Source organism: Streptomyces sp. NPDC085481, assembly GCF_044541845.1.
Taxonomy (GTDB): domain Bacteria; phylum Actinomycetota; class Actinomycetes; order Streptomycetales; family Streptomycetaceae; genus Streptomyces.
This window is the reverse complement of sequence record NZ_JBITTJ010000002.1, coordinates 453,145-473,108: the sequence shown is the minus strand read 5'-3', so window position 1 is coordinate 473,108 and position 19,964 is coordinate 453,145. Positions and strand designations below refer to the sequence as shown.

The 19,964-nt window shown below is 70.9% G+C and carries 17 protein-coding genes; 9 read left to right on the top strand and 8 right to left on the bottom strand.

From position 1 onward, the window contains the following. Positions 1 to 229 precede the first annotated feature (229 nt). Entirely contained in the window at positions 230 to 1,078 is an 849-nt protein-coding gene (locus tag ACIGEZ_RS08045; RefSeq protein ID WP_399827219.1) for an HAD family hydrolase, read from the top strand. A 416-nt stretch (positions 1,079 to 1,494) separates the two neighbouring features. Here the strand turns inward: ACIGEZ_RS08045 and ACIGEZ_RS08040 are convergent, their stop codons facing one another. Then, the gene (locus ACIGEZ_RS08040) at positions 1,495 to 2,313 is read right to left on the bottom strand and encodes an oxidoreductase (protein ID WP_399827216.1); all 819 of its coding nucleotides are present in this window, start codon (positions 2,311 to 2,313) and stop codon (positions 1,495 to 1,497) included. A 102-nt stretch (positions 2,314 to 2,415) separates the two neighbouring features. Between ACIGEZ_RS08040 and ACIGEZ_RS08035 the strand changes: the two genes are divergently transcribed. Beyond that, complete coding sequence (locus tag ACIGEZ_RS08035) at positions 2,416 to 3,402, top strand: ATP-binding protein (protein WP_399827214.1); 987 nt, start codon at positions 2,416 to 2,418, stop codon at positions 3,400 to 3,402. Here the strand turns inward: ACIGEZ_RS08035 and ACIGEZ_RS08030 are convergent. Continuing rightward, positions 3,380 to 4,681, bottom strand: coding sequence for a hypothetical protein (locus ACIGEZ_RS08030; protein ID WP_399827212.1), 1,302 nt, complete (start codon positions 4,679 to 4,681; stop codon positions 3,380 to 3,382). The genes ACIGEZ_RS08035 and ACIGEZ_RS08030 overlap by 23 nt on opposite strands. Positions 4,682 to 4,957: 276 nt before the next feature. On the opposite strand from ACIGEZ_RS08030, the gene ACIGEZ_RS08025 reads away from it, so the two are divergent. The 6 genes from ACIGEZ_RS08025 (at position 4,958) to ACIGEZ_RS08000 (ending at position 12,983) form a co-directional block, all read left to right on the top strand. After that, positions 4,958 to 7,396 (top strand): bifunctional SulP family inorganic anion transporter/carbonic anhydrase, encoded by a 2,439-nt coding sequence (locus ACIGEZ_RS08025; RefSeq protein ID WP_399827210.1) that lies wholly within the window; start codon positions 4,958 to 4,960, stop codon positions 7,394 to 7,396. 144 nt (positions 7,397 to 7,540) lie between these two features. After that, positions 7,541 to 9,547 carry an acetate--CoA ligase gene (gene acs / locus ACIGEZ_RS08020; protein ID WP_399827208.1) on the top strand — a complete coding sequence of 669 codons (2,007 nt, stop codon included), beginning with the start codon at positions 7,541 to 7,543 and terminating at the stop codon, positions 9,545 to 9,547. Positions 9,548 to 9,845: 298 nt separating this feature from the next. Further along, complete coding sequence (nhaA, locus tag ACIGEZ_RS08015) at positions 9,846 to 11,249, top strand: Na+/H+ antiporter NhaA (RefSeq protein WP_399827205.1); 1,404 nt, start codon at positions 9,846 to 9,848, stop codon at positions 11,247 to 11,249. Positions 11,250 to 11,286: 37 nt separating this feature from the next. Further along, positions 11,287 to 11,751, top strand: coding sequence for a phage holin family protein (locus ACIGEZ_RS08010; protein WP_399827204.1), 465 nt, complete (start codon positions 11,287 to 11,289; stop codon positions 11,749 to 11,751). Further along, on the top strand, positions 11,748 to 12,695 hold the full coding sequence (locus ACIGEZ_RS08005; RefSeq protein ID WP_399827201.1) for an alpha/beta fold hydrolase: 948 nt from the start codon (positions 11,748 to 11,750) through the stop codon (positions 12,693 to 12,695). The genes ACIGEZ_RS08010 and ACIGEZ_RS08005 overlap by 4 nt, the downstream gene beginning before the upstream one ends. Before the next feature lie 99 nt (positions 12,696 to 12,794). Next, positions 12,795 to 12,983, top strand: a complete 189-nt coding sequence (locus ACIGEZ_RS08000; protein WP_399827199.1) for a hypothetical protein — start codon at positions 12,795 to 12,797, stop codon at positions 12,981 to 12,983. A 39-nt stretch (positions 12,984 to 13,022) separates the two neighbouring features. Here ACIGEZ_RS08000 and ACIGEZ_RS07995 read toward each other — a convergent pair whose 3' ends face one another. From ACIGEZ_RS07995 to nth, 3 genes are read right to left on the bottom strand one after another with little or no spacing between them, the layout of a single operon-like run. Beyond that, positions 13,023 to 14,222: a MarP family serine protease gene (locus ACIGEZ_RS07995; RefSeq protein WP_399827196.1), complete on the bottom strand. Its 1,200-nt coding sequence runs from the start codon at positions 14,220 to 14,222 to the stop codon at positions 13,023 to 13,025. 47 nt (positions 14,223 to 14,269) lie between these two features. Continuing rightward, positions 14,270 to 14,998, bottom strand: coding sequence for an NUDIX hydrolase (locus tag ACIGEZ_RS07990; RefSeq protein WP_399827193.1), 729 nt, complete (start codon positions 14,996 to 14,998; stop codon positions 14,270 to 14,272). 59 nt (positions 14,999 to 15,057) lie between these two features. Further along, a complete protein-coding gene (gene nth, locus ACIGEZ_RS07985; protein WP_399827191.1) occupies positions 15,058 to 16,110 on the bottom strand; it encodes an endonuclease III in 1,053 nt (350 codons plus the stop codon). Positions 16,111 to 16,338: 228 nt separating this feature from the next. Between nth and ACIGEZ_RS07980 the strand changes: the two genes are divergently transcribed. Next, a complete protein-coding gene (locus tag ACIGEZ_RS07980; protein WP_046910193.1) occupies positions 16,339 to 17,013 on the top strand; it encodes a Crp/Fnr family transcriptional regulator in 675 nt (224 codons plus the stop codon). 133 nt (positions 17,014 to 17,146) lie between these two features. Here the strand turns inward: ACIGEZ_RS07980 and ACIGEZ_RS07975 are convergent, their stop codons facing one another. The 3 genes from ACIGEZ_RS07975 to ACIGEZ_RS07965 all read right to left on the bottom strand — a co-directional run bounded on the left by ACIGEZ_RS07975 (position 17,147) and on the right by ACIGEZ_RS07965 (position 19,892). Then, positions 17,147 to 18,031 carry a prohibitin family protein gene (locus ACIGEZ_RS07975; RefSeq protein WP_399827188.1) on the bottom strand — a complete coding sequence of 295 codons (885 nt, stop codon included), beginning with the start codon at positions 18,029 to 18,031 and terminating at the stop codon, positions 17,147 to 17,149. 143 nt (positions 18,032 to 18,174) lie between these two features. Beyond that, the gene (locus ACIGEZ_RS07970; protein WP_399827186.1) at positions 18,175 to 19,005 is read right to left on the bottom strand and encodes an MBL fold metallo-hydrolase; all 831 of its coding nucleotides are present in this window, start codon (positions 19,003 to 19,005) and stop codon (positions 18,175 to 18,177) included. After that, a complete protein-coding gene (locus tag ACIGEZ_RS07965; protein ID WP_399827183.1) occupies positions 19,002 to 19,892 on the bottom strand; it encodes an NUDIX hydrolase in 891 nt (296 codons plus the stop codon). Before ACIGEZ_RS07965 ends, ACIGEZ_RS07970 begins: the two co-directional genes overlap by 4 nt. Positions 19,893 to 19,964: the final 72 nt, after the last annotated feature.

The window sequence follows — 19,964 nt, the reverse complement described above, 5'->3', positions numbered from 1 at the left end:
CGGGCCGGAAGGAGGGGCAGAGATGGTGCAACGTCGGACGAAAACGGGTCCGGACATGCGACGACCCCCGCCGGGGGGGAGAGCGGGGGTCGTCTCTCCGGCCGACTCGGGGGGGGAGGAGCCGGACCGGGTTAGCACGGTCGCGAACGATCCGTGACTTCCATGGTGTACCCGAGAGCCTTCTCAGGCAAACCCACGCGCCCCAGCGTACGCCGAATGGCGGGCACCTATGCTCGGGCTCGTGGAAAACCACTCGACGCCACGCGCAGCCGCGTTCTTTGACCTGGACAAGACGGTCATTGCGAAGTCCTCGACGCTGACCTTCAGCAAGTCCTTCTACCGGGGCGGACTGATCAGTCGCCGAGCCGCGTTGCGGACGGCGTACATCCAGTTCGTGTTCCTGGTGGGCGGAGCCGATCACGACCAGATGGAGCGGATGCGCGAATATCTTTCCGCGCTCTGCAAAGGCTGGAACGTCGCGCAGGTGAAGGAGCTCGTCGCCGAGACCCTGCACGATCTGATCGACCCGATCATCTACGACGAGGCGGCCTCGCTCATCGAGGATCACCACGCCGCCGGCCGGGACGTCGTGATCGTCTCGACCTCCGGTGCGGAGGTGGTCGAGCCGATCGGCGAGATGCTGGGCGCCGACCGGGTCGTCGCCACGCGGATGGTGGTCGGCGAGGACGGCTGCTTCACCGGCGAGGTGGAGTACTACGCCTACGGCCCGACCAAGGCCGAGGCGGTCCGGGAGCTGGCGGAGTCGGAGGGGTACGACCTCTCGCGCTGCTTCGCCTACAGCGACTCGGCGACCGACCTGCCGATGCTGGAGGCCGTGGGCCACCCGTACGCGGTCAACCCCGACCGGGCCCTGCGCCGTGAGGCGACCGCGCGGGACTGGCCGGTGCTCGCCTTCGACAAGCCGGTCCGGCTCAAGCAGCGGCTGCCCGAGTTCAGGATGCCGCCGCGACCGGCGCTCGTCGCCGCGGCGGCCGTGGGAGCGGCCGCGGCCACCGCGGGCATCGTCTGGTACGCGAGCCGCCGCAGACAGGCCGCCCTCGCCCGCGCCACCGCCTAGCCCCCCAGCCGACCCCTGGGCCGCGCCCGACCAACGCCCAGCCACGCCCGGGACACCCCCCCGATCTCGCGCGCTCGCCGACCCCATTTGCCGATCGCTTTGCCCGGATTTGAGGAGATGGCAAAGGAAGCGGAGTCAGGACTTTCGCTTCCACCTGGACAGGAGTAGAAAGGAATCAGGCCCGCGAGACCTAGGACATCCGAGAGGATCACCTGTTGAGCAAGATGGCCCCACGGACCTGAGCACAGAAACCTGGCACCCACGCGACGTCGACCCTTCGATTAAGGGCCAGCCGCACCAGGCGATGGGCAAAGTTCCCCGCTTGATGGGCACATATCGAGGACGCTTGGTAACTGGGTAGACGTGCCAGCGGCGGTACCGCGTTCTGGTACCGCCGCAACCCATGCAGGGGCAGCTCAGGCCGCGCCGCGCTGCAGCGCCTCACAGACGGCCGTCGACTCCCGGACCCCCAGCTCCACCGCGCGCCCGCAGTGCGCGATCCAGGCCACCATGCCCTCCGGGGTCCCGGACAGATACCCCTCGAACGCGGCGACATAAGCCGCCCGACCCAGCTCCGCGTGGCCCACCTCGGCCGGACAGATCGCCTTGGGGTCGAGCCCGCTGCCGATCAGCACGATCCGCTCGGCGGCCCGCGCGATCAGTCCGTTGTGCGAGGTGAAGGGACGCAGGGCGAGCAGTTCGCCGTGCACCACGGCGGCCGTGACCAGGGCCGGAGCCTCGCCGCCCGCGATGATCAGCTCCGCGAGTCCGTCGAGCCGGCCCGAGACCTCCGCCGGATCGGGCAGCGGCGCCTCGATCAGCGGCTCGTCGACCGGCTCGCCGGCCTGGCGCGGCCGGCCCGTCGAGGCGAGCGGTTCGCCCTCGGCGACCAGGTGCAGCCGGGCGAGCACCCGCAGCGGCGACTGGCGCCAGATGGACAGCAGCTGGCCGCACTCGGCGCCGAGCCGCAGGGCGGCGCCGACCGTCCGGGCCTCCGCGTCCGCGCTGAAGTCGGTACGCCGGCGGACCTCCTCAAGGGCCCAGTCGGCGCCGGAGAGGGCGGCCGAACCGCGGGCCCCTCGCAGCGCCGCCTCGGAGGTGATCTCGTTGCTGCGGCGGCGCATCACACGGTGGCCGTAGACCCGGTCGACGGCCTTGCGTACGGAGTCCACCGAATCGGCGACGCCAGGCAGGGAGCCGAGGGCGGCCAAGGGGTCAGAGGCGTGCGTACTCATAAGTAGGGAGGCTACGCGCCCCGGGCCTCCGCCCCACCTTGGAGTGGTCTTCTTCACGCACTTCGACCACCGGGTGCGATGATTCCACTACCCTAGGTGAACATGAAGATCGCTTTCGTGGGGAAGGGCGGCAGTGGGAAGACCACGCTGTCCTCGCTTTTCATCCGACACCTCGCCGCCGCCGGGGCCCCGGTCGTCGCGGTGGACGCCGACATCAACCAGCACCTCGGGGCGGCGCTCGGCCTCTCCGACGCGGAGGCGGCCGCGCTGCCCGCGATGGGCGCGCACCTGCCGCTGATCAAGGAGTACCTGCGGGGCGCCAACCCGCGGATCGCCTCCGCGGACACGATGATCAAGACGACCCCGCCCGGGGAGGGTTCGCGTCTGCTGCGGGTCCGCGAGGACAACCCCGTCTACGAGGCGTGCGCCCGGCCCGTGCCGCTCGACGACAACCTGATCCGGCTGATGGCGACCGGTCCTTTCATGGAGTCGGACCTCGGGGTGGCCTGCTACCACTCGAAGGTCGGCGCGGTGGAGCTGTGCCTGAACCACCTGGTGGACGGGCCCGACGAGTACGTCGTCGTCGACATGACCGCCGGCTCGGACTCCTTCGCCTCGGGCATGTTCACCCGCTTCGACATGACCTTCCTGGTGGCGGAGCCGACCCGCAAGGGCGTCTCCGTCTACCGCCAGTACAAGGAGTACGCGCGGGACTTCGGCGTCGCGCTGAAGGTGGTCGGCAACAAGGTGCAGGGCGCGGACGACGTGGAGTTCCTGCGCGGCGAGGTCGGCGACGACCTGCTCGTGACGGTCGGCCACTCCGACTGGGTCCGCTCCATGGAGAAGGGCCACCCGCCGCGCTTCGAACTCCTGGAGGCCACCAACCGCATGGCCCTGCAGTCCCTCCAGAACGCCGCGGACGACTCGTACGCCCACCGCGACTGGGAGCGCTACACCCGCCAGATGGTGCACTTCCACCTGAAGAACGCCGAGAGCTGGGGCAACGCCAAGACCGGGGTCGACCTGGCAGCGCAGGTCGACCCCGGTTTCGTGCTGTCCGAAGGGCTCAGTGCTGTGCAGCCGGCTTGACCTTCGGAGCCGGGGCGCCCGCCGGGGCGGCAGGCTGGGGGGCCAGGAAGGTCTTCCAGCCGGCCGGCGGGGCCTCGCCCACCTTCAGGGTGCGGAGCCTGGCGATGACGTCCGGGTCCTGGGCGTCGAGCCAGTCGGCGAGCTGGCGGAAGGAGACGCACTTGACGTCCTTCTGCACGCAGACCGTGGCGATCGTCTCCTCGATCGCCCGCATGTAGGTGCCGCCGTTCCAGGACTCGAAGTGGTTGCCGATGATCAGCGGCGCCCGGTTGCCCCGGTACGAGCGCTCAAAGGCCTGCACGAGGCCGTCGCGCATCTGGTCGCCCCAGTACTCGTGCTGGGACGGGTCCCCCTGCGTCGTCGTACCGGACTGGTTGACCATGAAGTTGTAGTCCATGGACAGCGTCTGGAAGGCGCGGCCCGGGACCGGGACGAGCTGCATCGACAGGTCCCACAGGCCCAGGTCCTTCTTGGGCCAGATCTGGTCGTTGACGCCGCTGGTGTCGTAGCGGAAGCCGAGCTGCGCCGCCGCCTTGACGAAGTTCTTGCGGCCCTCCAGGCACGGCGTACGGGCGCCGACCAGCTCCTTGTCGTAGTCGAACGGGAGCGGCTTCTCGCCCTTCAGACCGGCGTTCGACCGCCAGTTCTTGACGAAGGACTTGGCCTGCGCGATCTCGCTCTTCCACTCCTCGACCGACCAGTTGCCCACGCCGCCTTCGGCGCCGCAGAAGTGGCCGTTGAAGTGGGTGCCGACCTCGCTGCCCTCCTCCCAGGCCCCACGCAGTTCGCGCACGGTGTCGCGGATGCCCTGGACGTCGTTGAAGCCGATGTCCGAGCGGCCCGCGGAGTGCTGCGGCGGGTCGTACATCTCGCGCTTGTCCTCGGGCAGCAGGTACACGCCGCTGAGGAAGTACGTCATCGCCGCGCCGTACTGCTTGCCCACCTTGCGGAAGTGGGAGAAGAGCTTCTGACTGTCCTCGCCGGCGCCGTCCCAGGAGAACACCACGAACTGCGGCGGCTGCTGACCCGGCTTCAGTTTCTGCCAGACCGGCTGGTGGGGCTGGGGTCCGGTGAAGGCGGTGGAGCCGTCACCGATCAGCCGCACCGCGCTCTGCGGGGCCGCGGCCGCCCCCTTCTTGGCCGCCGCGCCTGGCGCGCCCTTGGGGGCCTGATCTCCGGAGCCCGAGCAGCCGGCGAGACCGGCGGTCAGGGCGAGGGCGAGGACGCCGACGGCGAGCGTCCTCTTGTGGACCGTGGTCGTTCTCCCGGCGGCTGGCATCCGCACACCTCTCCTCAGATCCTCTGATTTCCGTACAAGCGGCGCCAACCTCGCACCACGACGGCCGGGGAGCGGCAACGACAAGCGGCAGGGCCACGTTCTGTCACCGGAACCGGTGAATCATTGCCCCATTTGCCCTGAAAATAATGCCGGAGTCTTTACCCTGCATTACTGTTCATTTACCGAGCGTTGCCGAACGTCGCTCAGCCCGCTCGATGTACCCGCCGCTGCACCCCGCACGAGCCGCGACCGCGCTGCCCCGGAGGAGACGGGAACATGACCCTCTGCACCCCTACCCGCACGACCACCCGGCCCCATCTCCAGCGGCCCCACGGCCCGCCGGAGCGTCCACCCCGCCGTTTCCGTATCGCAGGCGCCGACGTGTCCGCCTCGATCCCGGTCTTCCTGATCGCCCTGCCGCTCTCGCTCGGCATCGCCCTCGCCACCGGCGCCCCGCTCCAGGCGGGTCTGGTGGCCGCCGCCGTCGGCGGCATCGTGGCCGGCCGCCTCGGCGGCTCACCGCTCCAGGTCAGCGGCCCCGCCGCCGGCCTCACCGTGGTCACCGCCGAACTGATCCAGCGCTACGGCTGGCGCGCCACCTGCGCCATCACGGTCCTCGCCGGACTCACCCAACTCGGCCTGGCCGCCCTCAGAGTGGCCCGTTCCGCACTCGCCGTCTCCCCCGCCATCGTGCACGGGATGCTTGCCGGCATCGGCGTCACCATCGCCCTCGCACAGCTCCACATCGTGCTCGGCGGCAACCCCCAGAGCTCCCCCGTAGCCAACGTCCTCGGCCTGCCCGCCCAGCTGGCGGACACGTCGGTCGCGGCGATCACCGTCAGCGCCCTCACCATCACGCTGCTGCTGCTCTGGCCGCGGCTGCCCGGCCGTACGGGACGGCTGCTGCGCAAGGTCCCCGCGGCGCTCGTGGCGGTGGCCGCCGCCACCGCGGTGGCCGCGTTCGCCGGGCTCGCGGTGCCGCGGGTCGACCTGCCGTCCTGGAGCAGCCACGCCCTGCCCGGCCTGCCGGACGGGCCGGTCCTCGGGATCGCCGCCGGCGTGCTCACCATCACGCTGGTCACCAGCGTGCAGTCGCTGCTGTCCGCCGTCGCCGTCGACAAGCTGGTGGCGAAGCGGGACAGCGGCAGGCCCGCGGGAGGCGGGGGCGTGCCCCGCTCCCGGCTCGACCGCGAACTCGCGGGTCAGGGCGCGGCGAACGTGGTCTCCGGCGCGCTCGGCGGACTGCCGGTCGCCGGGGTCGCCGTACGCAGCGTCGCGAACGTGTCGGCGGGGGCGGTCAGCCGCAACTCCTCGATACTGCACGGCTTCTGGATCGTGCTGGCCGCGCTCCTCCTCGTCCCCGTCCTCGATCTCATCCCGCTGCCCGCGCTCGCCGCGCTCGTCATGGTCGTCGGCGTCCAGATGGTCAGCATCACCCACATCCGCACGGTCACCCGTCATCGTGAAGTCCTGGTGTACGCGGTGACGGTGGCGGGTGTGGTGTCCGTCGGCATCCTGGAGGGCGTGGCCCTCGGGATCGCCGTGGCGGTCGCCGTCGCCATGCACCGGCTCGCCCGTACGCGGATCACGCGCGAGGAGCGGGACGGGCGCCAGGTGGTCCACATCAGGGGCCAGTTGACCTTTCTCGCCGTGCCGCGGCTGAGCCGCGCCCTGCACCAGATCCCGAGGGGAGCCGATGCCGTGGTGGAGCTGGACGGTTCGTTCATGGACCACGCCGCCTACGAGACACTGCACGACTGGCAGAGCGCCCATCTCGCCCACGGCGGCACGGTGGAGACGACCGGTCCCGCCGGCGACCGGATCGCCGAGCCGACCGCGGGCGCACGGACCACCGTCGCGCCGCACTCCGGCGGGCTCACGGGCTCGCACTCCTGCTGCCGCCCCTGGACGCCCTGGCGCAACCACCAGTGCGGCGAGCAGCAGCCCCGCCACCGCACCCACGCCGACGAGGCGAGGTCCGCCACGGGGCACCGACTGGCCAGTGGCATCGGCGCGTTCCAGCGGAACACCGCCCCGCTGGTCCGCGACGAGCTGGCCCGACTGGCCCGCGAGGGCCAGCGCCCCTCGCAGCTCTTCCTGACCTGCGCCGACTCCCGGCTGGTCACCAGCATGATCACCTCCAGCGGCCCGGGCGACCTGTTCACCGTGCGCAACGTGGGCAATCTGGTGCCGCTGCCGGGCGAGGAGAGCGGGGACGACTCGGTGGCCGCGGCGATCGAGTACGCGGTGGAGGTGCTGCGGGTCGAGTCGATCACGGTCTGCGGCCACTCCGGCTGCGGCGCGATGCAGGCCCTGCTGAACAGCGGCCCCGACGACCCGGCGACGCCGCCGACCCCGCTGCGCCGCTGGCTGCGGCACGGGCGACCCAGCCTGGAGCGGATGGCGAGCCGCCGGCACGTCTGGGCGCGGATCTCGGGACGGCTGCCGGCCGACGCGACCGAGCAGCTGTGCCTGACCAACGTGGTCCAGCAGCTGGAGCATCTGCGGGCGTACGAGTCGGTGGCGCGGCGGCTCGCCGAGGGCACCCTGACGCTGCACGGGATGTACTTCCACGTGGGCGAGGCCCAGGCGTATCTGCTGGCCGGCACGGACGAGGTGCACAGCTACGACGACGTGTTCGACCAGGTGCCGCCGAGCGCCGTGCCGGACGCCCGGCCGGGCGTCGAGCCCCTGGAGGCCGCCCGCGCGTCCTGAACCTTCCTCTTCGTCCGTCCGTGCAAGTGTGTGGCCCCCGCTCCCCTCCGCTCGGGGAGAGGGGGCCACCTTCCGCATGGCGCCTCACAGGTCTAAACCAATTCCCCGGAGGCTCTTGTCACCCGGGCATCCGCCTGATGAGCTATGACGCGGGACACACAGGTACATACGGACGCCCTGGGAAAGGGAGATGTCGTGAGCAACGAATCCTTGGCCAATCTGCTGCGCGAGGAGCGGCGGTTCGCGCCGCCCGCCGAGCTGGCGGCGCACGCCAACGTGACGGCGGATGCGTACGAGCAGGCCAAGGCGGACAGGCTGGGCTTCTGGGCCGAGCAGGCCAAGCGGCTCAGCTGGGCCACCGAACCGACCGAGACCCTCGACTGGTCGAACCCGCCGTTCGCCAAGTGGTTCGCCGACGGCGAGCTCAACGTGGCGTACAACTGCGTCGACCGCCACGTCGAGGCCGGCAACGGCGACCGGGTCGCCATCCACTTCGAGGGCGAGCCCGGCGACAGCCGCGCGATCACGTACGCCGAGCTCAAGGACGAGGTCTCCAAGGCCGCCAACGCCCTGACCGAGCTCGGCGTCGGCAAGGGCGACCGGGTCGCGGTCTACCTGCCGATGATCCCCGAGGCCGCCATCACCATGCTGGCCTGCGCCCGCATCGGCGCCGCCCACTCGGTCGTCTTCGGCGGTTTCTCGGCCGACGCCGTCGCCTCCCGGATCCAGGACGCCGACGCCAAGCTGGTCGTCACCGCCGACGGCGGCTACCGCCGCGGCAAGCCCTCCGCGCTCAAGCCGGCGATCGACGAGGCCGTCTCCCGCTGCCCGCAGGTCGAGCACGTCCTCGTGGTCCGCCGCACCGGCCAGGACACCGCCTTCACCGAGGGCCGGGACGTCTGGTGGGACGACATCGTCGCCCGCCAGTCCGCCGAGCACACCCCGGAGGCCTTCGAGGCCGAGCACCCGCTGTTCATCCTCTACACCTCCGGCACGACCGGTAAGCCCAAGGGCATCCTCCACACCTCCGGCGGCTACCTCACCCAGGCCGCGTACACCCACCACGCCGTCTTCGACCTCAAGCCGGAGACCGACGTCTACTGGTGCACCGCCGACATCGGCTGGGTCACCGGCCACTCGTACATCGTTTACGGGCCGCTGGCCAACGGCGCGACCCAGGTCATGTACGAGGGCACCCCGGACACCCCGCACCAGGGCCGGTTCTGGGAGATCGTGCAGAAGTACGGCGTCACGATCCTCTACACGGCGCCGACAGCGATCCGCACGTTCATGAAGTGGGGCGACGACATCCCCGCCAAGTTCGACCTGTCGTCGCTGCGCGTCCTCGGCTCGGTGGGCGAGCCCATCAACCCCGAGGCCTGGATCTGGTACCGCGAGCACATCGGCGCCAACAAGTGCCCGATCGTGGACACCTGGTGGCAGACCGAGACCGGCGCGATGATGATCTCGCCGCTGCCCGGTGTCACCGAGACCAAGCCCGGTTCCGCTCAGCGCGCGCTGCCCGGCATCTCCGCCACCGTCGTCGACGACGAGGCCAACGAGGTGCCGAACGGGGGCGGCGGCTACCTGGTCCTCACCGAGCCGTGGCCGTCGATGCTCCGCACCATCTGGGGCGACGACCAGCGCTTCATCGACACCTACTGGTCCCGCTTCGAGGGCAAGTACTTCGCCGGCGACGGCGCGAAGAAGGACGACGACGGCGACATCTGGCTGCTCGGCCGGGTCGACGACGTCATGCTCGTCTCGGGCCACAACATCTCCACCACCGAGGTCGAGTCCGCGCTCGTCTCCCACCCGTCCGTCGCCGAGGCCGCCGTGGTCGGCGCCGCCGACGAGACGACCGGCCAGGCGATCGTCGCCTTCGTGATCCTGCGCGGTACGGCGAGCGAGGACGACAGCCTCGTCGCCGAGCTGCGCAACCACGTCGGCGCGACCCTGGGCCCGATCGCCAAGCCGAAGCGGATCCTGCCGGTGGCCGAGCTGCCCAAGACCCGCTCGGGCAAGATCATGCGCCGACTGCTGCGGGACGTCGCCGAGAACCGCGAGCTGGGCGATGTCACCACGCTGACGGACTCGTCGGTCATGGACCTCATCCAGACCAAGCTGCCGGCCGCCTCCAGCGAGGACTGAGCCCCCGACAGATCCCGACAGCACGGTCAGGCGCCCGTCCCGGAAGAAGCTCCGGGGCGGGCGCCTCCGTGTGCCCCGGACGACATCCCCGGACGAGGCGCCCGAACAGTTGTCCACAGGCGTTGTCCACAGCACGTGCCCGCGTCCCGGTATGCCCCTAAAGTGAAGATCACCGGACACACCGAGCATCTTTAGGTAAGGTAAGGACCGCGTCAACGACGCGACAAGAACACCTAGGTGCGCCGGGAAGTCTGGTCGGCATGTGCTCAGCGCTGCCCACCGACCGGAGGTTCTCACCGTGCCCGCGCCCGCGCCCACCCCCACCGACCGCAAGTTCCTCGGTCGTCTCTCGCTCCCCGAGCGCCGGTTCGTGGCCGACGCGCTGCGCACCGAGACCGTCGGCGGCGTGCTGCTCCTGGTGGCCGCCATCGTCGCACTCGTCTGGGCCAACACCCCCGCCAAGGAGAGCTACGCGTCGATACGCGACTTCCACCTGGGGCCGGCCGCCCTCGGACTCGACCTGTCCATCCAGCACTGGGCCGCCGACGGACTGCTCGCGATCTTCTTCTTCGTCGCCGGCATCGAGCTCAAGCGCGAGCTCGTCGCGGGCGAGCTGCGCGATCCCAAGGCCGCCGCCCTCCCCGTCATCGCCGCGATATGCGGCATGGCCGTGCCCGCCCTCGTCTACACGCTGGTCAACACGATCGGCGACGGCAGCCTCGACGGCTGGGCCGTACCCACCGCCACCGACATCGCCTTCGCGCTCGCCGTCCTCGCCGTGATCGGCACCTCGCTGCCCTCGGCGCTGCGTGCCTTCCTGCTCACCCTCGCCGTCGTCGACGACCTTTTCGCCATCCTGATCATCGCGGTCTTCTTCACCGGCGACCTGAACTTCGCCGCCCTCGGCGGCGCCGTCGCCGGCCTCGTCGTCTTCTGGCTGCTGCAGCGCAAGGGCGTCCACGGCTGGTACGTCTACGTACCGCTCGCCCTGGTCATCTGGGGACTGATGTACAACAGCGGCGTCCACGCCACCATCGCGGGCGTCGCCATGGGCCTGATGCTGCGCTGCACCACCCGTGAGGGCGAGGAGCACTCCCCCGGCGAGCACATCGAGCATCTGGTCCGCCCGCTCTCCGCCGGTCTGGCCGTGCCGCTGTTCGCACTGTTCTCGGCCGGGGTCACGGTCTCCGGGAAGGCCATCAGCGACGTCTTCACCCAGCCCGTCACCCTCGGCGTGGTCCTCGGCCTCGTGGTCGGCAAGGCCGTCGGCATCTTCGGCGGCACCTGGCTCGCCGCCCGCTTCACCAGGGCGGAGCTCAACCCCGAGCTGGCCTGGCCCGACGTCTTCGCCGTCGCCTCACTCGCCGGTATCGGCTTCACCGTCTCGCTGCTCATCGGCGAGCTGGCCTTCGCCGGCGACGCCGCGCTCACCGACGAGGTGAAGGCGGCCGTCCTCATGGGCTCGCTGATAGCCGCCGTGCTCGCCTCGGTTCTCCTGAAGCTGCGGGTCCGCAGATACCAGGCGCTGGTCGTGGAGGAGGAGCGCGACGAGGACCACGACGGCATCCCCGACATGTACGAGGAGAACAACCCCGCCTACCACCTGAGGATGGCGGAGATCTACGAGAAGAAGGCCGCCGAGCATCGAGAGCGCGCCCAACTGGCGGGGGCATCGCGCGACGAGGCCGACCGTCCGGCATGATCTGAGGTCGGACCGTACAGAAGAAAAGGGAGCAGCGATGAGCGACCCGTTCGACGGAGCCGAGCGCAGCCTCGGCCAGCTGGTCGCCTCGGCGACCGCCGAGATGTCCGCGCTGGTGCACGATGAGATCGCCCTGGCCAAGGCCGAGATCCGCCAGGACGTCAAGCGCGGTGCGATGGGCAGCGCGGCCGGCCTGGTGGCGGTCGTGGTGCTGCTGTTCTCGCTGCCGATGCTGAGCTTCGCGCTCGCCTACGGCATCCAGGCCTGGAGCCATTGGCACATCTCGGTCTGCTTCCTGCTCTCCTTCGCGGCGAACGTGCTGCTCGCCGTGCTGCTCGGCCTGATCGCGTACGCGAAGTTCCGCAAGGTCAAGCCGCCGACGAAGTCCATCGCCTCCGCCAAGCAGACCGCGGCGATCATGCAGAACGTCAAGCCGCATCCGCGCCCGGCGTCGGCCCCGGCCCTGGACAAGGCCCCGACTGTGGCACGCTCGTCTGCATGACCGTCCCTGAGAGCAGCAACGCCAACGGCGGAAGCCCCGTACGGATCGACGGGCCGTGGACCCACCGAGACGTGGCGGCCAACGGCGCGCGCTTCCACATCGCCGAGATGGGCGACGGCCCGCTGGTGCTGCTGCTGCACGGCTTCCCGCAGTTCTGGTGGACCTGGCGCCACCAGTTGCCCGCCCTCGCCGAGGCCGGGTTCCGGGCCGTGGCGATGGACCTGCGGGGCGTGGGCGGCAGCGACCGCACACCGCGGGGTTACGACCCTGCCAACCTGGCCCTCGACATCACGGGTGTGATCCGCTCGCTCGGCGAACCGGACGCGGCGCTCGTCGGCCACGACCTGGGCGGCTACCTCGCCTGGACCGCGGCCGTCATGCGCCCCAAGCTGGTGCGCCGGCTCGTGGTCTCCTCGATGCCGCACCCGCGCCGCTGGCGCTCGGCGATGCTCTCCGACTTCGGCCAGTCGCGGGCCGGTTCGCACGTGTGGGGCTTCCAGCGGCCGTGGCTGCCGGAGCGTCAGCTCGTCGCGGACGAGGCCGCGCTGGTGGGGAAGCTGATTCACGACTGGTCCGGGCCGCACCCCCGGACGGACGCCGACGAGGAGGCGGTCGAGGTCTACCGCCGGGCGATGTGCATCCCGTCGACCGCGCACTGCTCGATCGAGCCGTACCGCTGGATGGTGCGCTCCCTGGCCCGGCCGGACGGCATCCAGTTCAACCGGCGCATGAAGCGGCCGGTGCGGGTGCCCACGCTCCACCTGCACGGCTCGCTCGACCCGGTGATGCGGACCCGCAGCGCGGCCGGCTCCGGGCAGTACGTGGAGGCGCCGTACCGCTGGCGGCTCTTCGACGGTCTGGGGCACTTCCCCCATGAGGAGGACCCGGTCGCGTTCTCCACGGAGCTCGTCAACTGGCTGAAGGACCCCGAGCCGGACCGCTGACGCACAGGCGTCCCTCGAACTGCCATGTGCCCGGCGCATACGCCAATTGGCGGGCCCCTGGGCGGTTACCGACCTTGGGCCCCGGGCAGACGTCCGGGTATGGGCTGGACGCACGACTACGGTGACACAGCACGCGACCGCCGCTCGATCGGCGGACCCGATGCCCCGGAGAGGGCCGACACGCAGGACCCGGGCCACGCGCATCCCGCGCGGGACGTGGGGATCTCGCGCATCCTGCGCCGCAGGGCCCGCTGGGTCTCGGCCCGGCTGCGCCACACCCGTACGTAGAAACCCCGCAAGCCCCCGTACGGGGTCCCCTGACACGCCTTAGAGGGCGCATCCCTGGGTGTCGACCTGCTGGTTGGCGGTGCGGCCCTGGGCGATGTCGTCCTGGATCTCGTCGACCGTCAGTGCGTAGCCGGTGTTGGCGTCGTCGAGGGAGCGGGCGAAGATCACGCCGTAGACCTTGCCGTCCTCGGTGAGCAGCGGGCCGCCGGAGTTGCCCTGACGGACCGTCGCGTACAGCGAGTACACGTCCCTGCGCACCTCGCCGCGGTGGTAGATGTCGGGGCCGCTGGCGCTGATGCGGCCGCGGACGCGGGCCGAGCGGACGTCGTACGAGCCGTTCTCCGGGAAGCCGGCCACGATGGCGTTGTCGCCGCTACGGGCATCGTCCTCGGTGAACTGGAGCGGCTTCACGTCCAGATCCGGCACGTCGAGCACGGCGATGTCGCGCTTCCAGTCGTAGAGCACGACCTTGGCGTCGTAGAGCTTGCCCTCGCCGCCTATCTGCACGGTCGGCTCGTCGACCCCGCCGACGACGTGGGCGTTGGTCATGACCCGGCGGTCGGCGAAGACGAAGCCGGTCCCTTCGAGGACCTTGCCGCAGCTCGGGGCGGTGCCGACGACCTTGACGATGGAGCGCTGGGCGCGGTCGGCGACCGGGCTGCCGGCGAGCGCCGGGTCCGGCGGGCGGACCTCGGTGATGGGCTCGTTGGCGAAGGGGCTGAAGACCTGCGGGAAGCCGTTCTGGGCGAGCGTCGAGGTGAAGTTCGTGAACCAGCTGGACGCCTGATCGGGCATCACCTGCTCGACCCCGAGCAGCACCTTGGAATTGCGCACCTCCTTGCCCAGCGAGGGCATCGAGGTCCTCGCGAGCGCGGAGCCGAGGAGCCACGCCACGAGCAGCATCGCCACCACGTTGACCAGGGCGCCGCCGGTGGCGTCCAGGGCGCGGGCGGGTGACCAGGTGATGTGCCGGCGCAGCTTGTTGCCGAGGTGGGTGGTGAAGGCCTGGCCGACCGAGGCGCAGACGATGACCACGATCACGAAGACGACGGTGGCCGTCGTGGTGACCTGGCTGTGGTCGGTCAGCCAGTTCCAGATGACCGGCAGCAGCAGGACGGCGACGAGGCCGCCGCCGAGAAAGCCGATCACCGAGAGGATGCCGACCACGAAGCCCTGGCGGTAGCCGATGATCGCGAACCACACGGCGGCGAGCAGCAAGAGGATGTCCAGCACGTTCACCGTCAATAGCCTCGCAGATTCGTCTTCGGTCGCCGGGGGTCAGCCTGTCATGACCGCCAGTCGAGCGGGACCTGCTTGGACCGGTCCCACGGGCGTTCCCAGCCCGAGTAGTGCAGGATCCGGTCGATCACTCCGGCCGTGAAACCCCAGACCAGAGCCGATTCCACGAGGAATGCGGGGCCTTGGTGGCCGCTGGGGTGGACGGTGGTCGCGCGATTGGTGGGATCCGTGAGATCCGCCACGGGGACGGTGAAGACCCGGGCGGTCTCGGCGGGGTCCACGACCCCGACCGGGGTGGGGGTGCGCCACCAGCCGAGCACGGGGGTGACCACGAAGCCGCTCACCGGGATGTAGAGCCGGGGCAGCACGCCGAAGAGCTGGACGCCGGAGGGGTCGAGTCCGGTCTCCTCCCGGGCTTCGCGCAGGGCGGCCCGCAGCAGCCCGCCCTCGGCCGGGTCGCCGTCCTCGGGGTCGAGGGCGCCGCCCGGGAAGGAGGGCTGGCCCGCGTGCGAGCGGAGGCTGCCGGAGCGCTCCATGAGCAGCAGCTCGGGGCCGCGCTCGCCCTCGCCGAAGAGGATCAGCACGGCGGACTGCCGCCCCGCGCCGTTCGCGGGCGGCAGGAACCTGCTCAGCTGCTCGGGCGCGACCGTGCGGGCGGCCCGCTCGACCGGACCGAGCCAGCCGGGCAGGCCCTCGCTGCTGATCAGGGCGTCCGTTCCGCGGATCTCTTCGCCGTGGATCTTCTCGCCGTGGATCTCTTCACCAGTGCGTGTCATAGGCACCCCCGTGGTTCACAACGCGGTCGGAGCGTTCTTTCGTTCCCCCCGCGGGCCCCTCACGAGCTCGCGCCCAGCGGGGGCGCCGGGCGGCCGGGGTAGTCCGGGGGCGGGTTGAGCCGCTGGCCGGGGAAGCCGCCCATCTCGTACTTGAGCAGCTTCTTCGCCTTCTCCGGGTCGGTCTCGCCCTCCCCGTACGAGGGGCAGAGGTGGGTGATCGGGCAGGCGCCGCAGGCCGGCTTGCGGGCGTGGCAGATGCGGCGACCGTGGAAGATCACCCGGTGCGAGAGCATCGTCCACTCGCTCCTGGGGAAGATCTCGGCGATCTCCGCCTCGATCTTCACCGGGTCCTCCTGCTCGGTCCACTTCCAGCGGCGGACGAGCCGCTGGAAATGCGTGTCGACGGTGATCCCGGGCACGCCATAGGCGTTGCCGAGGACGACGAAGGCGGTCTTGCGGCCGACGCCGGGCAGCTTGACCAGGTCCTCCAGGCGGTCGGGGACCTCGCCCCCGAAGTCGTCCCTGATGGCCGCGGCGAGACCCATGATCGACTTGGTCTTGGCGCGGAAGAACCCGGTCGGCCGGATCAGCTCCTCGACCTCCTCGGGAGCGGCGGCGGCCAGGTCCTCGGGGGTCGGGTACTTCGCGAAGAGCCCCGGGGTGGTCTGGTTGACCCGCAGGTCGGTGGTCTGGGCGGAGAGGACCGTGGCGACCAGGAGCTCGAAGGGGTTGCGGAAGTCGAGCTCGGGATGGGCGTACGGAAAGACCTCGGCCAGCTCCCGGTTGATCTTCCGGGCGCGCCGCACCATGGCGAGCCGCGACTCGGGCTTGCCCGGCTTGGCGGCGGCGACCTTCGCGACGGCGGGCTTGGCGGCGCCGCGCTTGCCGGCTTCGAGCCTGCCGGCTTCGAGCCTGCCGGCTTCGGGCTTGCCGGCTTCGGGCTTGCCGGCCTCGGGCTTGCCGGCCTCGGGCCTGGCCGCCGCATTGGCCTCCGTGGCCTTCTTCGGGGCCGTGGCCTTCCTTGCCGCCGCGGCCGCCTTCCTCGGGGCGGCCTTCGTCGCCCCCGCACCCGTCACCGGTGCGCCTTTTGTCGCTTTCGTCTGTTTCGCCATGCCGTGTTCGCCCACAGCGGAATTACCGTCGTCCCGCACTCTTCCAGCCCCCTTGGCCTGTGCTCTCACCGGCGAGTTGGACACCCGGCCAGCCTAGGCTCCACCACCGACATCCGCCCCGCGCACACTGGATCACGACCCAATCGGGCCCCTGACGTACGGAAAGGCCGCCCGGTGAGTCAAACTTGTTGTGATTGATCGCACTGAGATCGACATAGGAGAGAACTCGTGGACGACGTTCTGCGACGTGCCCCGCTGTTCGCGGCGCTCGACGACGAGCAGGCCGCTGAGCTGCGCGCCTCGATGAGTGAGGCGACGCTTGCCCGTGGCGACGCGCTGTTCCACGAGGGCGACCCGGGTGACCGGCTCTACGTGGTCACCGAGGGCAAGGTGAAGCTGCACCGCACCTCGCCCGACGGCCGCGAGAACATGCTGGCGGTCCTCGGCCCCGGCGAGCTCATCGGCGAGCTGTCCCTCTTCGACCCGGGCCCGCGCACCGCCACCGCGACCGCGCTCACCGAGGTCAAGCTGCTCGGCCTCGGCCACGGCGACCTCCAGCCCTGGCTGAACGCGCGCCCCGAGGTGGCCAGCGCCCTGCTGCGCGCGGTCGCCCGCCGGCTGCGCAAGACCAACGACCAGATGTCCGACCTGGTCTTCTCCGACGTCCCGGGCCGGGTCGCCCGCGCGCTCCTCGACCTGTCGCGCCGCTTCGGCGTGCAGTCGGAGGAGGGCATCCACGTCGTCCACGACCTCACCCAGGAGGAGCTGGCCCAGCTCGTCGGCGCCTCCCGCGAGACCGTCAACAAGGCGCTCGCCGACTTCGCCCAGCGCGGCTGGCTGCGCCTCGAGGCCCGCGCCGTGATCCTGCTCGACGTGGAGCGCCTCGCGAAGCGCTCGCGGTAGGCGCCCGTCCGCCCGAGTCGTACGAGAAGGGGGCCGCCCGGTCGAACCGGGCGGCCCCCTTCCGTATCGGCAGACGCCGGGAACGGGGCCTGTCCGGCCCTGGTCCTCCGGGGCGCGCCCCAGGGGTGTCTCGCTAGCGCTTCGTACCGTCCACGATCAGCGGGTTCGAGCCGCCGCTGCCGCACGGCACCGCGTACACCGGGTTCTTCGCCGCGGCCTCCTTGTACGCGTCGATGCACTGGTTCATCAGGACCTTGTCGGTCAGGGAGTCGTTCAGGATCCGGTTGGCGCGGGCGATGCCCTCGGCCTCGATCCGGCGACGGTCGGACTCCGCCTTCGCCGTACGGGCGGCCTCGAGGGCCCGCTCGGTGGCCTGCTGCTGCTGGATCTTGCGGTCGATCTGGCCCTGGAGGGCGTCCGAGGGCTTCACGTTGCGCAGGTTGACGGTGGTGACGTCTATGCCGCGCGGGGCGAGACGGTCCTTGATGAGGGTGCCGATCTCGGCGTTGATCTTCTCGCGGTCCGAGGCGTACCCCTGCTCGCTGGTGTAGCGGGCGAAGACGTTGCGGACGATCTCACGGCTGTCCGGGTAGACGAGCCGCTGCTGGATGGCGTCCTCGGTGCCGGCCAGCTTGTAGAGCTCCACGGCCTTGGACGGGTGCACCGCCCACTTGACCGTGACCTCGGCGTACATCACACCGCCCTGCGAGGAGCGGACCTCGACGACGTCCTTGTCGGAGAGGTTGAGGTCCACCGGACGCGTGGAGAAGGTGGTGACGTCGGTGAAGGGCGACTTCAGGTGCATGCCGGAGGACATCGGCGAGCCGACCTTGCCGAAGGCGACCGGGACGCCGACCTCGTACGCGCTGATGATGTACGTCGTGCTCACGATCAGCGAGAACAGGCCGGCCAGCAGGGCACCGAGGGCGCCGAGCTTGAGGCCGCGGGTGTCGTTGGCGCGGCCGATGAAGAAGAGCACCACTGCGGTGATGACCAGCAGGATGGCGAGGACGAACACGGGCTTTCCCCCCGAGAGCTACGGCCAGATGTAAGCGGAGCGTAAGACACGCCCTGAGGCCGGAAGGTTCCGGGGTTGCGCACAGAGGTCCGCGCGCTCGGAACGGGAAGATCCTCGCCGTCAGACCGGGAGGATCCGCGCCCTCAGATCAGGCCGTGCTCCTTCAGGTAGTCCAGCTGCGCCCGTACCGAGAGCTCGGCGGCCGGCCACAGGGAGCGGTCGACGTCCGCGTACACATGGGCGACGACGTCGGGAGCGGTCGCGTAGCCGCTCTCGACGGCCGTCTCCACCTGCGCGAGCCGGTTGGCCCGGTGCGCCAGGTAGAACTCCACGGCCCCCTGAGCGTCCTCCAGGACCGGCCCGTGGCCCGGCAGCACCGTGTGCACCCCGTCGTCGAGGGTGAGCGAGCGCAGCCGCCGCAGCGAGTCCAGGTAGTCGCCGAGCCGCCCGTCCGGATGGGCCACTATCGTCGTGCCCCGCCCCAGGATCGTGTCGCCGGTCAGCACCGCCCGGTCCGCCGGAAGGTGGAACGACAGCGAGTCGGAGGTGTGCCCGGGCGTCGGTACGACCCGAAGCTCGAGGCCACCGGTCGTGATCACGTCCCCCGCGGCGAGCCCCTCGTCGCCGAGCCGCAGCGCCGGGTCGAGCGCCCGCACCTTGGTGCGGGTCAGCTCGGCGAAACGTACGGCACCCTCCGCGTGGTCCGGGTGGCCGTGGGTGAGCAGGGTGAGCCCGACGCGCTTGCCCAGCTTCTCGGCGGTCTCCACGACCCGCCGCAGATGCCCCTCGTCGAGCGGGCCCGGGTCGATGACGACGGCCAGGTCGGAGTCCGGCTCGGCGACGATCCAGGTGTTGGTGCCGTCCAGGGTCATCGCGGAGGGGTTCGGCGCGAGCACGTTGACGGCGCGGGCGGTCGCGGGACCGGAGACCACGGCCCCGCGCGGCTGCCCGGGGAGTGCGGCGGCGTCGCTCACATCGTCCCTCCTTCCCGTTCGGCGGTGGGGATGTGCTTCGTGAACTCATCGTGCCCCGGCCAGCTCAGGATGAGCTCGTCCCCTTCGAGGCGCGCCTGTGCGAGGACCGGCGTCAGGTCCTGCCCGGCGGCAGCCGCCAGGGCCTCGGTCGCCGTACCGAAGCGCTCCAGGCCCCGCAGGGTGGAGATGGTCGGCGGCATCATCGTCAGCTCGCCCCGGTCGTAGCCGGCCGCGGCGTCCGCCGGGCGGATCCACACGGTGCGGTCGGCCTCGGTGGAGGCGTTCCGGGTGCGCTGGCCGGCCGGGAGGGCCGCCACGAAGAACCAGGTGTCGTAGCGCCGCGGCTCGAACTCGGGCGTGATCCAGCGGGCCCACGCGCCGAGCAGGTCGGAGCGCAGCACGAGGCCGCGCCGGTCGAGGAAGTCGGCGAAGGACAGCTCGCGGGCGACCAGCGCCGCACGGTCCTTCTCCCAGTCGTCGCCGGTCGTGTCGCCGACCACGGAGTCGGCCGTCTCCCCGGCGAGCAGCACGCCCGCCTCCTCGTACGTCTCGCGCACGGCGGCGCAGACGACGGCCTGGGCCTGCGCGGGGTCGGTGAGGCCGAGACGGGTCGCCCACTCCTCCCGGGAGGGCCCGGCCCAGCGCACGGGGTGCTCGTCGCGCGGGTCGACCCCGCCTCCGGGGTAGGCGTACGCGCCGCCCGCGAAGGCCATGGAGGCGCGCCGACGCAGCATGTGGACGTGCGGCCCCTGCGCACTGTCCTTCAGGAGGAGCACGGTGGCGGCCCGCTTGGGTGGTGCGGGGACGAGCTCACCGGTGGCGAGGGCACGGATGCGGTCGGGCCATTCCGGTGGGTACCACTGACCATTCGACTGACCATTCGACATGGCCGGATGCTATGCGCAAGCATCGAAATACACGAGAGCCGCTTCCCCAGCCTGTGGAGAAACGGCTCTGCG